The organism is Nocardia rhizosphaerae (assembly GCF_042650365.1).
Taxonomy (GTDB): Bacteria; Actinomycetota; Actinomycetes; order Mycobacteriales; family Mycobacteriaceae; genus Nocardia; species Nocardia rhizosphaerae.
The window spans coordinates 199,298-212,380 of the sequence record NZ_JBHSBA010000005.1 but is presented as its reverse complement, the minus strand read 5'-3'; the positions used below and the strand labels follow the sequence as shown (position 1 = coordinate 212,380).

Annotated in this window: 16 protein-coding genes; 4 read left to right on the top strand and 12 right to left on the bottom strand. The window is 68.5% G+C overall.

All coding sequences use genetic code 11. From position 1 onward, the window contains the following. Positions 1-64 precede the first annotated feature (64 nt). The 3 genes from ACFOW8_RS10665 to ACFOW8_RS10655 all read right to left on the bottom strand — a co-directional run bounded on the left by ACFOW8_RS10665 (position 65) and on the right by ACFOW8_RS10655 (position 1,335). Positions 65-436, bottom strand: coding sequence for a DMT family transporter (locus ACFOW8_RS10665; RefSeq protein ID WP_378549352.1), 372 nt, complete (start codon positions 434-436; stop codon positions 65-67). Positions 437-471: 35 nt separating this feature from the next. Further along, positions 472-792, bottom strand: a complete 321-nt coding sequence (locus ACFOW8_RS10660) for a DMT family transporter (RefSeq protein WP_378549349.1) — start codon at positions 790-792, stop codon at positions 472-474. A gap of 93 nt (positions 793-885) precedes the next feature. Next, a complete protein-coding gene (locus tag ACFOW8_RS10655; protein WP_378549346.1) occupies positions 886-1,335 on the bottom strand; it encodes a MarR family winged helix-turn-helix transcriptional regulator in 450 nt (149 codons plus the stop codon). Positions 1,336-1,476: 141 nt separating this feature from the next. Here ACFOW8_RS10655 and ACFOW8_RS10650 point away from each other — a divergent pair, with 141 nt between their 5' ends. Further along, a complete protein-coding gene (locus ACFOW8_RS10650) occupies positions 1,477-2,775 on the top strand; it encodes a phthiocerol/phthiodiolone dimycocerosyl transferase family protein (protein ID WP_378549342.1) in 1,299 nt (432 codons plus the stop codon). Between the two features lie 167 nt (positions 2,776-2,942). Here the strand turns inward: ACFOW8_RS10650 and ACFOW8_RS10645 are convergent, their stop codons facing one another. From ACFOW8_RS10645 to ACFOW8_RS10610, 8 genes are all read right to left on the bottom strand, one after another. Continuing rightward, positions 2,943-3,200 carry a hypothetical protein gene (locus ACFOW8_RS10645; RefSeq protein ID WP_378549339.1) on the bottom strand — a complete coding sequence of 86 codons (258 nt, stop codon included), beginning with the start codon at positions 3,198-3,200 and terminating at the stop codon, positions 2,943-2,945. Further along, complete coding sequence (locus ACFOW8_RS10640; RefSeq protein ID WP_378549336.1) at positions 3,193-3,444, bottom strand: type II toxin-antitoxin system Phd/YefM family antitoxin; 252 nt, start codon at positions 3,442-3,444, stop codon at positions 3,193-3,195. Before ACFOW8_RS10640 ends, ACFOW8_RS10645 begins: the two co-directional genes overlap by 8 nt. A 68-nt stretch (positions 3,445-3,512) precedes the next feature. Further along, positions 3,513-5,048 carry a class I adenylate-forming enzyme family protein gene (locus tag ACFOW8_RS10635; RefSeq protein WP_378549333.1) on the bottom strand — a complete coding sequence of 512 codons (1,536 nt, stop codon included), beginning with the start codon at positions 5,046-5,048 and terminating at the stop codon, positions 3,513-3,515. After that, complete coding sequence (locus tag ACFOW8_RS10630; protein ID WP_378549330.1) at positions 5,045-5,797, bottom strand: glycosyltransferase; 753 nt, start codon at positions 5,795-5,797, stop codon at positions 5,045-5,047. The genes ACFOW8_RS10635 and ACFOW8_RS10630 overlap by 4 nt, the downstream gene beginning before the upstream one ends. After that, a complete protein-coding gene (locus ACFOW8_RS10625; protein WP_378549327.1) occupies positions 5,794-6,813 on the bottom strand; it encodes an NAD-dependent epimerase/dehydratase family protein in 1,020 nt (339 codons plus the stop codon). The genes ACFOW8_RS10630 and ACFOW8_RS10625 overlap by 4 nt, the downstream gene beginning before the upstream one ends. 10 nt (positions 6,814-6,823) lie before the next feature. Then, positions 6,824-7,216 (bottom strand): hypothetical protein, encoded by a 393-nt coding sequence (locus ACFOW8_RS10620; RefSeq protein WP_378549324.1) that lies wholly within the window; start codon positions 7,214-7,216, stop codon positions 6,824-6,826. Further along, entirely contained in the window at positions 7,216-8,082 is an 867-nt protein-coding gene (locus ACFOW8_RS10615; RefSeq protein ID WP_378549321.1) for a hypothetical protein, read from the bottom strand. The genes ACFOW8_RS10620 and ACFOW8_RS10615 overlap by 1 nt, the downstream gene beginning before the upstream one ends. Positions 8,083-8,088: 6 nt before the next feature. Then, complete coding sequence (locus ACFOW8_RS10610) at positions 8,089-9,132, bottom strand: 3-oxoacyl-ACP synthase III family protein (RefSeq protein ID WP_378549318.1); 1,044 nt, start codon at positions 9,130-9,132, stop codon at positions 8,089-8,091. A 171-nt stretch (positions 9,133-9,303) separates the two neighbouring features. Between ACFOW8_RS10610 and ACFOW8_RS10605 the strand changes: the two genes are divergently transcribed. The 3 genes from ACFOW8_RS10605 to ACFOW8_RS10595 all read left to right on the top strand — a co-directional run bounded on the left by ACFOW8_RS10605 (position 9,304) and on the right by ACFOW8_RS10595 (position 12,432). Continuing rightward, positions 9,304-10,458: a cytochrome P450 gene (locus ACFOW8_RS10605; protein WP_378549315.1), complete on the top strand. Its 1,155-nt coding sequence runs from the start codon at positions 9,304-9,306 to the stop codon at positions 10,456-10,458. A 337-nt stretch (positions 10,459-10,795) separates the two neighbouring features. Next, complete coding sequence (locus ACFOW8_RS10600; RefSeq protein ID WP_378549312.1) at positions 10,796-11,899, top strand: helix-turn-helix domain-containing protein; 1,104 nt, start codon at positions 10,796-10,798, stop codon at positions 11,897-11,899. Then, positions 11,896-12,432 carry a hypothetical protein gene (locus tag ACFOW8_RS10595; RefSeq protein ID WP_378549309.1) on the top strand — a complete coding sequence of 179 codons (537 nt, stop codon included), beginning with the start codon at positions 11,896-11,898 and terminating at the stop codon, positions 12,430-12,432. The genes ACFOW8_RS10600 and ACFOW8_RS10595 overlap by 4 nt, the downstream gene beginning before the upstream one ends. Before the next feature lie 21 nt (positions 12,433-12,453). Here ACFOW8_RS10595 and ACFOW8_RS10590 read toward each other — a convergent pair whose 3' ends face one another. Next, positions 12,454-13,080, bottom strand: a complete 627-nt coding sequence (locus tag ACFOW8_RS10590; RefSeq protein WP_378549306.1) for an ABC transporter ATP-binding protein — start codon at positions 13,078-13,080, stop codon at positions 12,454-12,456. Positions 13,081-13,083 lie beyond the last annotated feature (3 nt).

Here is a 13,083-nt window from a genome sequence, read left to right as displayed (position 1 = left end):
GTCGCTGAGCCTGGGTCCGCGAAAGACCGGCTACCGGGGCGGTAGCCGGTCTTGGCGCGACGGATCAGGCGTCGGCGGCACGGTCGGCGAGTTTGAGCCAGACGACGCCGGCGATCACCACCGCGAGCCAGAATCCTTTGAGCGGGGTGAGTGTTTCGTCGAAGAAGACTGGGCCGAGCAGCGCGGCACCCACCGCGCCGATGCCTGCCCAGACCGCGTAGCCGATCCCGACTTCGATGGTGCGCAGCGCGACGCTGAGGGCGAACAGGGTGAGCAGGAAGAAGACGACGGCCACCAGCGACCAGGTCGCGACGGTGAAGCCCTGGCTGCCGCCGACGGCGAGGGCGTAGCCGATTTCGAACGCGCCTGCCAGCCCGAGGGTGATCCAGGCGGTGGTCGTGTTGCGCCGGGTGGTTTCGATGGTTGCGGTGCTCATGACGGAATCCTTCGTTTCGGTGTTGTCGGTGGTGCTCAGGCGGCGCCGCTGAGCTGGAGGCCCGCCACGCCGACGATGACGACGGCGATCCCCGCGGCCTTGCGCCAGTCGAGACGCTGGCCGAACAGGAGTGTGCCGAGCAGGACGATCCCCACCCCGGCCACCGAGGTCCAGATCGCGTATCCGACGCCGACGTCGAAGGTGAGCAGAGCCAAGCTCAGGAAGTAGGTGGCGATGCCGCCGCTGATGAGAGTGGCTGCCGTCCACGGCAGGTTGGTGAAGCCGGCGGCCTTGCCCGCGGAGATGGCGACGGCGATCTCGAAGACGACCGCGATGGCGAGGTGGACCCAGTGCATGAGAGTGCCTTTCCTAGAAGATGAATGTACATGCAGATAGTTGAGAAGAGTTCGGCGGAGCGGAGGGCTCGGCCGTGCCGGCGGCCCGCCTGGTCAGTCGGCGGCGGGCAGCAGCGTGTCGAGTTCGTGCCGGAGGTCGCCTGCGTCCTGGAGTGCGCGCTCGAGCTGGGCGAGAAACGGTTCACGAGCATCGCGAACCAGCGCTTGTCCCGCATCGGTGAGCACCGCGTACACTCCGCGGCCGTCTTCGGAGCACAGGTCGCGACGGGTGAGTCCGCGCGCCTCGAGGCGGCCGAGCAGGCGGGTCACCGAGCTCTGGTTCAGGTCGATCCGGTGGGCCAGTTCGCTGACCCTGGCCTCCAGGTCCGGCATCGTGCTGAGGTAGCGCAGGGCGCGGTATTCGCTGAGCGAGACGCGATGTCGCTCGGTCAGCCAGGCGCCGAGTTGCGCATTGACCGACGTCACCGCGGTGGTGGCCCGAAACCAGGTTTCGGCGGTGACGTCCGCGGGCTGGGCACCCCCTGGAGTTGGTTTCATGTGCATGCATGTAAATGTAGCGGGTCGCACCCGGAACCGCAACCCGGGCCCTCGATACCACGCGATCGGATCGCCGATTCGCGTCGCGGTCGGCGAGAACAGTGCCATGGTGGAAGTCGTGAAACTTCCGGTACGGACCGATATCTGGTGACAGTCCGCATGCGCGGCGAGGTGCGCAGGGAACTGTCGGCGGGGGAGCGCTGGTTCTGGCTGATCGATCAGTTGTCGCCGGCGAACTGCGTGGTGCGGATCCGGGTGCGTGGTGCGATCGGGGCGTACCGGCTCGAGGAGGCCGCCGCGGCATTGGTCGCCGAGTTTCCGCTGTTGCGCGCGGTGGTGCGGGAGGGACCGCGATTCGAGCCGTCTGCCGATCCGCATCTGCCGGTGGTGCATCGCGTGGTGGACGGGACGCAGGAGTGGCGTGAGGTCTTCGACGAGCAGCTCAACGAACCGGTCGACCTGGCGACCGCGCCAGGCCGGATCATCGATCTCGCCTGGCGCCCGGCCACCTCCGCGGAATTCCACGATGTCATCGTGGTCTTCTCCCACGTGCTGATCGACGGCCGTTCGCTGGCATCGCTGGCATCGCGGCTGCTGGCCAACGCCGTCGGCGCTGCCCCAGGCGCGGGTGCGCGCCCGCCGATCCTGCCCGCCGATGCCATGATCCCGCCCCGCTACACCGGCGTCGTGCCCTGTCTGCGAGCCAATCTCGCCGGTCAGCTCGGCGCACTCGGACGGCGCGCGCTCGGCATTCCGGGGGAGCCGCCGCCGCTTCCGGTGCGCCGCACCCGCACCGTGCACCGCACGATCGACGGCGCCGAGCTCGTGGCACTGCGGGACCGATGCCGAACCGAGGACGTCACCGTCAATTCGGCCCTGGTCGCCGCGCTCGCCACCGCGATGGGTGAGCTGTTCCGTCCCGGCGGCACCGGCTTCGCGGGGATCGGCATCCCGGTGGACGTCCGGTCCAGGCTGCGCCCCGCCCCCGCCGCCGACGAGCCGGGCATGTTCACCGCCGTCGTACCGACTTTCGTCCCCTTCGGTCGACGACGGTCAGTCCACGACGCGGCGTGGGCGGTGAAAAGCCAACTGTCCCGGCATATTCACCGTGGAACCGACCTCTCCGCGCTCGCCGCCATCCGCTACGGATGCCCACGAACGCTCGAATCCGGCAAGCGCGCCATCGAACTCGTCGACCGCCGCGCGCCATGGAACATCACGCTCAGCAACCTCGGTCGGCTCGCCACCCCGGAAACCCCCGAGCCCCTGCGGATCACCGCACTCACCGTCGCGGGCACCAACTCCTGCGCCAGTGCCATGACTGTCGCGGTCGCCACCCATGGCGATACCCTGTCGATCACCTTCTGCTACGTCGACACCCTGGTGCCCCACTCCGCCATCGAACTACTCGCCGACCGCACCGTGGCATCGGTCCTGCGCTGGTGACCGGCGCGGGTTCATACCGAGACAACGTTGAGCAGCGCTCAGAGTCCCTTTGAAGTCATCGGGATCGCGGGTATACAGCGGAAGCGCGTGTTGTATCGCGGTGGCCGCGATCTGGAGATCCGCCACTCGTTCATGAGGCTTGCGTCCGATGCGCTCGACGAGCAACGTCAGCGATCCGTAAACCAGAGCGCTCTCGGCGTCGAATGCCAGTGGATCGAATGATCTCGTGACCCATTGGAATGGGAGCTGCCGTTGGACTGGCGCACCGGGTCCCTGGTCGCGTGGATCTCGGCGGCGAGTTCCGCCAGGCTGACGGCGCTGATCGCGGCATCGGCATCGCTGGGCAACTCGGTGTGGATTTCGGCGTAGTCGATCAGGACCGATGTGTCGAGCAGGATGTGGAGCGGCTCCGCGCGCTCATTCACGGCCGGGGATCTCCGGATCCATCAAAGCATCGAGATCGGCGCGCCACTGCGCGTAGTCGACGTGCGGGAGGGCGGCGCTGGTTCGAGCCAGCTCGCTGACCGGGACGAAGGTCCGTCGCACGAGTGGCTCGAGCTTTGCGACCGGGTTGCCGTTGCGGGTGATGATGAAGCTCTCGCCCGCCTCGACAGCGGCGAGTACCTTGCCGCTGTCGTTACGAAGATCGCGTTGCTGGATCCGCTTCATGCAACAATTCTATAAAGATGCTAGGGGGTGTACTGATTGTTACGGAACGCCTCGGGGATGCGCTGTGCCTACCGGCCGAGTCGTTCGCGCAGCAGGGCGCGCAGGGCGGTGCGGTCGGGCTTGCTGGTGCGACCGCTGACCGGGATGCGGTCGATGAGCACGATGTCGTCCGGCACGGCCGTCGTGTCGATGAGCTGTGGCAATCGAGTGCGCAGGCGGTCGACGACTCCGTTGTCGCCGGGTTCGGGGACAACCGCGAGGACGATCCGCTCGTCGCCGATCTCGTCGGGCAAGCCGACCATGACCGCCTCGCGTACCCCGTCCTCGGCGTTGATCGCCGGTTCGTAGAGTCCGGGATAGATGTTGGTCTTGCCGCGGATCATCATGTCCTTCTTGCGGCCGGTCAGCACGAGCCGGCCGTCGTCCCAGCGCGCGAGGTCGCCGGTGTCGACCTCGGCCAGCGGTTCGGCGCCCAGATAGCCGCGGCACAGGTTCGGGCCGGACAGCATCAGCTCACCGTCGTCGGCGATGCGCGCCAGCACCCCTGGCACCGGTGCGCCGAGCAGATCGCCGGAATGCGCGAGCTTGGCCGTGTCGTTGGTGACCGCGACGGGCAGAATCTCGGTCATTCCGTAGATGGCGAGGAATTCGGTGTACGGCAAGGACTTCCGGGCGCGCCGCAGCAATGCCGTGGTGACGGGTGCGCCGCCGAGCGCGACCTGCCGCAGGTAGGGTGGCATACCGACCCGTCCCGACTCGAGCGCGTCGAGGGCGACGGCGAGGTCGGCGGGGGTGTAGAACGCGTGCGTCGCGGTGCGCATCCCCGCGGTGAACCCGACCGGGTCGATATGGGTGCCGAAACGTGGATATCGCGGCATGGCCCAGCGAGCTCCCGCCATCAGCGCGGGTAGACCCATCATCAGCTGTTCGGTGTGCAGGAACGCGCCGGGGGCGAGGGTGGTGCGTCCGGCCATCGCGCTCAGGCCGGCGCCGAGTGACGCGCGGCTGTGCACAACGGCTTTCGGCTCCGCGGTGGTGCCGGAGGTGAAGACGATGAGCGCGGGTGCGTCGGGGTCGGCCGCGGGACGGCTGTACCCCTGACCGGTTCTGCTCGCCGTGCCATCGGTGAAGCGGCGCAGCGGAATCGAGTGGAGGGGGGTGCCGGGCAACCACGGCCCGCTGTGGATGTGCCGCACCGCGAGCGACCCGAATCGCGGCAGGCTCAAGCCACGCCGCCGCCCGAACGCGGCCAGCGGTCCACTCACCGCGTACAGCAGCGATTCCGTCGCAGCCCATCTCGGTTCGACCAGCTCGACCCGGCGGGCGAACAGTTCGGGCCCGATCCCCGGGTCGACGAACACGATGGCCCCACCCGCCGCGAGCACGCCGAAGATCAGGCTCACCGACGCCACACTCGGCCGGATCGAGAACAGCATCCGGTCGCCGGGCCGGAACCCGGCCGCATCGAGACCGGCGGCCACCCGATCGACCGTGTCCGACAGTTCCCGATAGGTGAGTGCGCGGTGGCCGACCGTGCCGAGTGCCGAGGCGTCCGGGATACGGTCGGCCTGAACGGCCAGGTGCTCGATGAAGTCGATGCTCATCGGATGTCGACGACCTCGGGCCGGTACCGGTGATCGGCGTACCAGGCCAGTGTCTTGCGGATACCCCAGGCTCGCACTCGCCGATTCGACCCGAAAACCCGGACATCCCTGCGTAATCCGTAGTCGGTGGTGATGGTGCGCACCTCGTTCACCAGTGCCCGGTCCTCGTGCAGGTCCTCGATCGCGGTGCGGGGGAAGCCGCCTGCGGCCAGGTACAGCTCGGCGGTGATCGCCATATTGCACCCCGGTGTCATCACATAGGGGCCCAGATACTTCGGATCGCGATTGCCCGGACGCACCTTCCCGAAGGTCGACGCGAGTTCCAGCGCCACCCGGATGATCGTGCGGTCCCGCCAGGAAACGTCCTCGTCGGTGCGGGGAATGAGCTGGCCGCTCACCAGCCGCAATCCCGAACCGAAGGCGACCTTGATCCGCTCGGTCCAGTCGGGCGCGGGCAGGCAGTCGGCGTCGGTGCGGGCCAGCAGTGTCGCGCCGTTGGCGATCGCGTACCGCATTCCGGTATCGGCGGCGGCACCGGTGCCCTTCTGTTGCTCGGTGATCACCTCGATCGGCGGGACCGGGTGCGCGGCCGCGTAGGCCGCGACCACCGCCGCGGTGCCGTCGGTGGAGTTGTTGTCCACCACGACCACGCGAAAGTCGGTATCGCGCTGCGCGCAGACGGCGGCCAAGGTCGCCTCGATACCGCGTTCCTCGTCGAACGCGGGGATCACGACCCACAACGTGCTCATCGGCCCGCCAGCAGCCGGTCGAGACCACCGGTTTCGGTGACCCAGGTGTAGAAGCGGTCGAGGCCGTCGTCGAACGACACCGTCGGCCGGTAGCCGAGTTCGCGTTCGGCGCGGGAGATGTCGTAGGTCGCCGACCGGGTGACCAGCGCGACCGCGTACCGCGACAGCGGCGGCGTCCACCGCTGCGCGACCGCGGGGATGCGCCACACGGTCTCGATCGCCGCCAGCGCGCCACCGAGTATCGGGGCGGGCACGGTGACACTCGGCGGGGGCAGCTCGAACCGCCGCGCGACCGCGGTCAGGGTCGGCCACACCGCGATCGGCTCGGCGTCGGCGACGAAATACGCACGGCCACCGATGGTCTCGGCGTCGAGCGCCAGCGCCACCGACTGAACGAGGTGGTCGATGTAGCACAGTGAGGCCCGTACGTCCTTGCCGCCGGACAGATCCGGCAGCCGACCTGCCCGCAACTTGGCCAGCAGCTGCACCACGGGTCCGCTCCGGTCGCCGGGGCCCCACACCGCGCGTGGCCGCAGCGAGCAGGTGGTGAACTCCGGGGAATCGGCGGCGAGCACCAGTTGCTCGGCCACCGCCTTGGTCTCGCAATAGCTGTTGAGGAACCGCGACGGGTACGGCTGCGACTCGTCGATCCCGAGCTGATCGCTGCCGTCGGGCGCCGTCAGGGCACTCGGGCTGCCGACGAACACGAACCGCTTCACCCCGGCCGCCGCGGCCTCCTGCATCAGCCGGTCGGTTCCGGCGACATTCGTCGCGAAGAACTCCGCCGGCCGCCCGAACTCGCCGAGCCGCGCCGCCGCGTGCACCACGGCCGACGTCCCGGCCACCGCGGCGGCCAGCGCCCCTGCGTCGGCGAGATCGGCCACCGCGATCTCGGCATCCGCCGGCGCGGTGGCCGCGTCGCGGACCATCGCCCTGACCGGCACGCCACGAGCGCGCAGGCCGCGGACGACAGCTCCGCCGACGAACCCGCTCGCGCCTGTCACCAGCACCGTCATGGGTGTCAGCCTACGAGCGTGGTGACGCGGAACCGTCATGATCGCCGAGGGTCTTCCACCAGGTGGCGCCGAACAGCATGGTCATCACGGCGGCCCGGCCGGGCGCGATGCCACGTTCGGCGGCCACCCGCCGTGCGGCCGGGATCTGGGCCGCGTGCACCCCGACACTGAGCACCACATCGATCCAGAACGCCACCTTCAGCAGCCGCGACCGGAACGGGCGCAACACGCCGAGCAGCAGAAACGCCCAGCCGAATACGGGGATCGACCGAAGCGCGAGGACCGTGGTCCGGCTCGGCGCGCCCTGCGGTTCGGCGCGATGGCGCGCCTGCCCGTGCCGCGGGGGATCCAGGGTCCAGACCCGTCCGTCGTCGTCCGCGCCTGGGATCGCGTGCATGGCCATCACCGCACCTCCGGTCCGCGATAGGTGACCGCCGCGGCGGTCGGCCCGCCGTCGGCGGCGACGAACAGCAACGGGCGGTCGATCAACCCGGCCGCGCGCGCGGCCACGTAGGCGGCGGTCAGGGCGGAGGTGTGCGCGTCACCGGCGAAGTCGTCGGTGACCACGGTGCCGACGCCGAGTTCGGCGGCCAGCAGCTCGGCGAACTCCGGCGTCGGCTTGCCGCACACCAGCACCACCTGCTCGACGTCTAGTCCGTCGGCAGCCAGTGCCTCGCGCGCCGCGGCGGCCGCGTGCTCGACGAGTTCGCTCGTCCTGGTGTCGAGCTCGATGGTGAGCGCCGAGCGCCCGGTGGCGCCCATCGCCGACAGTGTCACATAGCCCTGCGGATCGGGCGGCGTGTCACCGGCGCTGACATGCACACCGCCGAAACCGGCTGCGGCGGCACGGTTCTCCAGCACCAGCGCCGCACCGACGGGTTCGAAGGCGAACTCGGCGTCGGCCCGGCCGGACGGATGCGCGTCACCGGAGACCACGACCACATTCCCGGCGGGCAGGTCGGCCAGCAGCGAGGAGGCGACTCCCACCGCGTTCACCAGCCCGCACGCGCCGTTCATCAGGTCGAACGACAGACACGGCACATCGCCGGGCCGGTACTCCAGGCCGATCCCGGCGGCCTGCTGGATGAGTGCCGCCACGGCAGGTTCGACCAGGTTGGCGTCGCGATACACACCGACGTTGATGAGCGCGTCGACTCGTTCCGGCGCGCAACCGGCGTCGCTGAGCGCGGCCAGCGCCGCCGCGGCGGCCTGGCTCACCGAGCTGACCCCGCCGGTCTGTGTCGCGGCCGCAGAAATGATGATTCCCATACTGTCCTATACCCGCAGATCGCCGATTGTCACCGAGAGGAATCCGGCTACCACCCCGGAGGCGGCAGGCACGAGCAGCACCTTCGACCCCGGTGCGATCCGGCCCCGCCGCAGCGCGTCGTGCAGCACCACGAAATGCGAGGTCGACGCCGTATTGCCATATCTGTCCAGTACGGCGAGTCGCGGTGGCATCGCCGAATCGAACTCGCGTTCGGCGATCTTGTCGATCAGTTCCACCGCGGGACCGCTGAATTGATGATGGATCAGGTAGTCGTAGCCCTCGGCGGCGAAATCGGTGCCGCGGGCGGCGAGGAATTCACGCTGCCGCGACGTCCACAGCAGGTATCTGGACTCGTTGTGCATCGCGCGATTGTCGGTGTAGAGCGCCACACCGGGGCTCTGATCGCTCGGCATACCGAGGCACAGCTTCGCGAACGCGGCGCTGGTATTGAGCTCCACGTAGTCGAGTCCTGGCCCGTCGGTGCCGTCGAGAATCACGGCCGCGCCCGCGTCGCCGACGGTGAGCGAGGCGAACTGCGGATCATAGCGCTGCGATATCTCCCGCACCGCGGTGTCGGAGATCGGGGTGATGCACTCACCGGAGACCACCATGCCGCGCCGGACCGCGCCGGAGCGAATCATCCTGTCCAGCAACAGGACTCCGGTGAGCATCCCCGCGCACGCGTTGGACACGTCGAAGTGGATCGCTCTGGTGGCGCCGAGCGTGTTGCGCAACATCAGCGCGAACGACGGCTCGAAACAGAAATCGTCACCGCGGGTGCGGGTGATCGAGCAGGAGATGATCACATCGAGCTCGGCCGCGGTGTAGCGGGAATTGGCCAGCGCGCCGCGGGCCGCGGCCAGCGCGATGCTGAACGAGTCCTCCGAGGCGCCATCGGCATCGACGCCGCGGACGCGCCGTGCCGCCACCCCGCTCACTTTCTCCAGGTCGAGCGGTGCGTCGACGGCCAGCCGGCTCATCAATTCCGCTGTGGTCACTTCGCGGGCGGGCAGGTACGCGCCGACCGCTTCGATTGTGGATCTCACCATGTGCCAGTTCACTTCCGGATATCGCGCGTGATGCGGAGTCCTCCATCAGCGCATCTCGCCGATCCTAGTCACAGACCTTCACTATTCGGTCACACTCGACTAGATTGTGCCGGGGTGTGGAGCGCTGCCCGACGCCATGAACTCACCCTACTCGCCGCAGGTCAGCCCTGGTTGCCCGCAGTTCTGCTGTTGGGGCGCGTCGCCCGGCCGATCCGCAAGATCCCCACGCTCGGCTGGTTCGTCGCCGATCCGCTGGTCGCGCGCCAGATCTACAACGACAGCACCCACTTCAGCATCGTCTCCGAGGGCGCGGCCGGGCACTGGTGGGCCCAGGTCATCGGGGAGTGGGTCGAGGACCTGTTCGAAGGGCCGGGGCACACCGAATTGCGGACCAAGGTGCGCGACCTGTTCACCCTCGCGCACACCGACGCGCTCGTCGAGCGCGTGATCGGTCCTGACTTGCGAGTTCTTCAGGAACGGCTGGCTCGGGGCGAGACCGTCGACATCGCCACCCGCGCACAGATCCTGGTCGGCCGCAGCGTGTCGGACCTGGTCGGGATGCGGCCCGAGGACATCGCCGCCGCCATCGGTGGCGCCGCGACCGACGACACCGACGACCTGTTCCTGCGGCTGTTCCACCATGTGGAGGAGCTGGTCAACCTGGGTTTCGGCACCATGGCCTCGACCACCCTCGACCCGGTCGCGGTGACGCGGGCGCGGGAGCTGGCCACCCAGCTGGCTGTCGATGTCCCTACCGCCTATGCCCGCGCCGATCCCGACACCACACTGGGCCGTTGCCGGGAACTCGGTCTCCCGGTGGAGCACGCGGCCGGGCTGGCGATCCTGATGGCCGTGGCAGGCACCGACACCCTGGCCAGTGCCATGACCAGGATGGTCGCGATCATGCACGACACCGGCCAGCATCGTGCCCTGCTCGCCGCGCCCGACCGGCTGCCCGACGCGGTCCGCGAGACCCTGCGCGTCACCAGCCCCGCCTACCTGGTCGGTCGTTCGGTCACCGCCGACGTCACCGTCGCGGGCCGGGCCCTGCGCGCGGGCGAGCACGTCAAGATCCTCACCTGGACCATCAACAACGCCGCGGGCGAGTTCGACATCGCCCGCGACTACAACCCCGAAACCCGCCAGCTGTGGTTCGGCGGCGGCCGCCACCTGTGCCTCGGCGCCCAGCTCGTGCACTCCGAACTCACCGCCCTGCTCCACTCCCTCACCGCCGCGGGCAAACCCTGGGACATCGTCGAGCGCCGCTACCGCCGCAATGTCTTCATCCCCACCTACGAAACACTCCGCATCCGGCTCACGGATTGAGCACGAGTCGCAGGCATGAGTTCTGCGCGGATGTGTCTGGGGAGTCGCGCGGTCGTCACCGGTGTCTTTCCGACTCGCTCGTTCCCTTGCTCGGCCGGCCAGTACGTAGCCGACCGGGAGTGACAACAACCGTGCCCGCGATCTCGTCCGGCGTCGGTGGCGACGACTCGTAGCTGGTGGCGAACGCTTCGTAGTCGCTATCGGTGCATTCGGCCATGGTCCTGCCTCCTTCCAAGGGCCGCTGTGAGAAGTATTCTGCTGAGCGACACGGCTCGGTGGGATCGCATTGTCGTCGCGGGTGGGTGACATCGAGGCGGTAATGTGCGAAAATCGCACTATGTCCGACGACAGTGTCTGGGTCGAGATCGGCGACCGTGTGCGTGAGAGCCGCATCGCTGCGGGTCTGTCCCAAGAACAGCTGGCCCGCAGAGCTTCGTCCGAGCGGAGCAAGATCGCGAAGATCGAAGCGGGAACCCGGCAGATCAATGCTGTCGAGCTGACCAAGCTGGCCACGGCCCTCGACATGCCACTCGGGCATTTCCTCTACCCGCGCCCGACGGTTGTCTCGCGCCGGTCGCCGTTGGACGAGGACACAACCACCGTCGCGGCTCGGGAGTCCTATCGGATGGAAGCCACGCTGGCGGGATGGCTGCGGGATGTAGCTGACGTCCGCGATGTCGGCGAGCTGCGAATTGCGGAGCGTCTGCAGTACGGCGAGCAGGTCGGTACTGCCGAAGACGCGCGGGCGGCTGCGCAATGGGTCCGGCAGCGTCTGGGATACGGTGCGGAACCGATTCCCACGATGATGGCAGCGTGTCAAGCAGCGGGGCAGCTGGTTCTGGTCGTCGATGTGCCGGGTGACGGCGCCTCCGTAATCGACGGCGATGTCGCGGTAGCGGTCGTGAGCAGGGTAGGAGACCCCGGTCGACGGCGGGCCACCGCGGCGCATGAGCTCGGCCATATGGTGCTCGGTGACGAGTACTCGAGCGATCTCGGCGGCGGCGTTGCTGCCGCCAAGTCGGATCGGGAAGCCGTCATCGATGCCTTCGCCGCGGAGTTCCTGCTGCCCGCAGATGCCCTGCGAACGGTGGTCGGTGACAACGACCTCCGCGCCGGACTGGTCACGGGCTCCGCGAGATACCGCACGTCGTGGACGCTGACATTGCGACAAGCGCTGGCCGGTGGCCTCATCGAGAAGAGGGACCTCAGCCGCTGGCGAGGTGCACCGAAACCCACTCGCGCCGAGTTGATGCAAGCAGTCGGATGGGCGCCGCAGCCCGACCTCGAGAACGTTCGTGTGCCACCGGACTACGCTGATGCTGTGCTCGCTGCTTGGCGGGAGCGGAAAGTGACCGCGCGCCGAGCTATCGAACTACTGCACGGGCAGCTTGCCATTGATGACCTCGCTGTCATCGATGAGGAGGATGTCGTCGACCCATGACTTCCGAGCTGAGGTTGGTGTTCGATGCAATGTGCCTGAATCATTTCTCGCGGATCGACCGACTGGATGTTCTCGGTCATCAACTGGTCGACTGCTCGTGTACTACAACCGAATTCGTGCGAGCGGAATTGCGCGAAGGCCTCGCGCACCACCCGGAGATCGCCGCGGCGCTCGAAGCCGACTGGGTGGAAGTCGACCAACTGGATACGGTCGAAGCTTTGATGACATTCGAACGCTGGGCCAGTCGCATCGGGTCGGGCACGCGTGATATCGGTGAGGCGAGCGTGTTCGCCGCAGCCCAGCTGAACAGCGCGATCGCGATCACCGACGACGGCGCGGCGACGAAGGTCGCACGGAAACACGGTCTCGAGGTTCACGGCACACTTTGGCTCCTCGCGAGGTCGTGTCGTTTGGGGAAGATGGGTACTGGCGAGGTCTCTACCCTCATCGAGATGCTCGCGGACTCCGGCATGCGGCTGCCCTGCACTGGACCCGAATTCGCCGGGTGGGCGCGCAAGCACAAACTGCTCTGATCGTTCGGCACATACCGGGATTCACGTGTTCACAGTGCCCTCGGCGACGGTGGCGATGCGGGTGCAGGTGGCTTCGAGCAAGGCGTGGTCGTGGGTGATCAGGACGACGCCGAAGGTGTCGGGGGCGCGGGTGGTGATGAGGTGGGTGATGGTGGCGGTGGTGGCGGCGTCGAGCATGGCGGTGGGTTCGTCGAGGATGAGGTAGCGGGGGGATTGGGTGAGGGCGCGGGCTACGCAGGCGCGTTGGAGCTGGCCGTCGCTCAGGGCGTGTGGGCGGCGGTCGAGGAGGTCGGGGGTGAGGCCGACGGCCGCGGTGAGGGCGGCGAGGTCGGGGGGTGGCAGGCGGCGGATCTTCGCCGGTTCGGTGATGATCTCGGCGAGGGTGAAGTGGGGATTGGTTGCGGCGCGGGGGTTCTGGAAGACCATGGCGATGTCGCCACGAGCCGCGCGCGGTGACCGGCCGTCGACGGTGACGTGTCCCGAACTCGGCGTGAGCAGACCGGCGAGGGTGCGGGCCAGCGTGGTCTTCCCCGAGCCGGAATCGCCGGTGACGCCGACGATCTCGCCGGGGGCGATCCGCAGGCCGATGTCGCGGAGCACGGGGGTGTCGGGGTGGTACCCGGTGGTGACGGCGTCGGCGATGAGCATGGG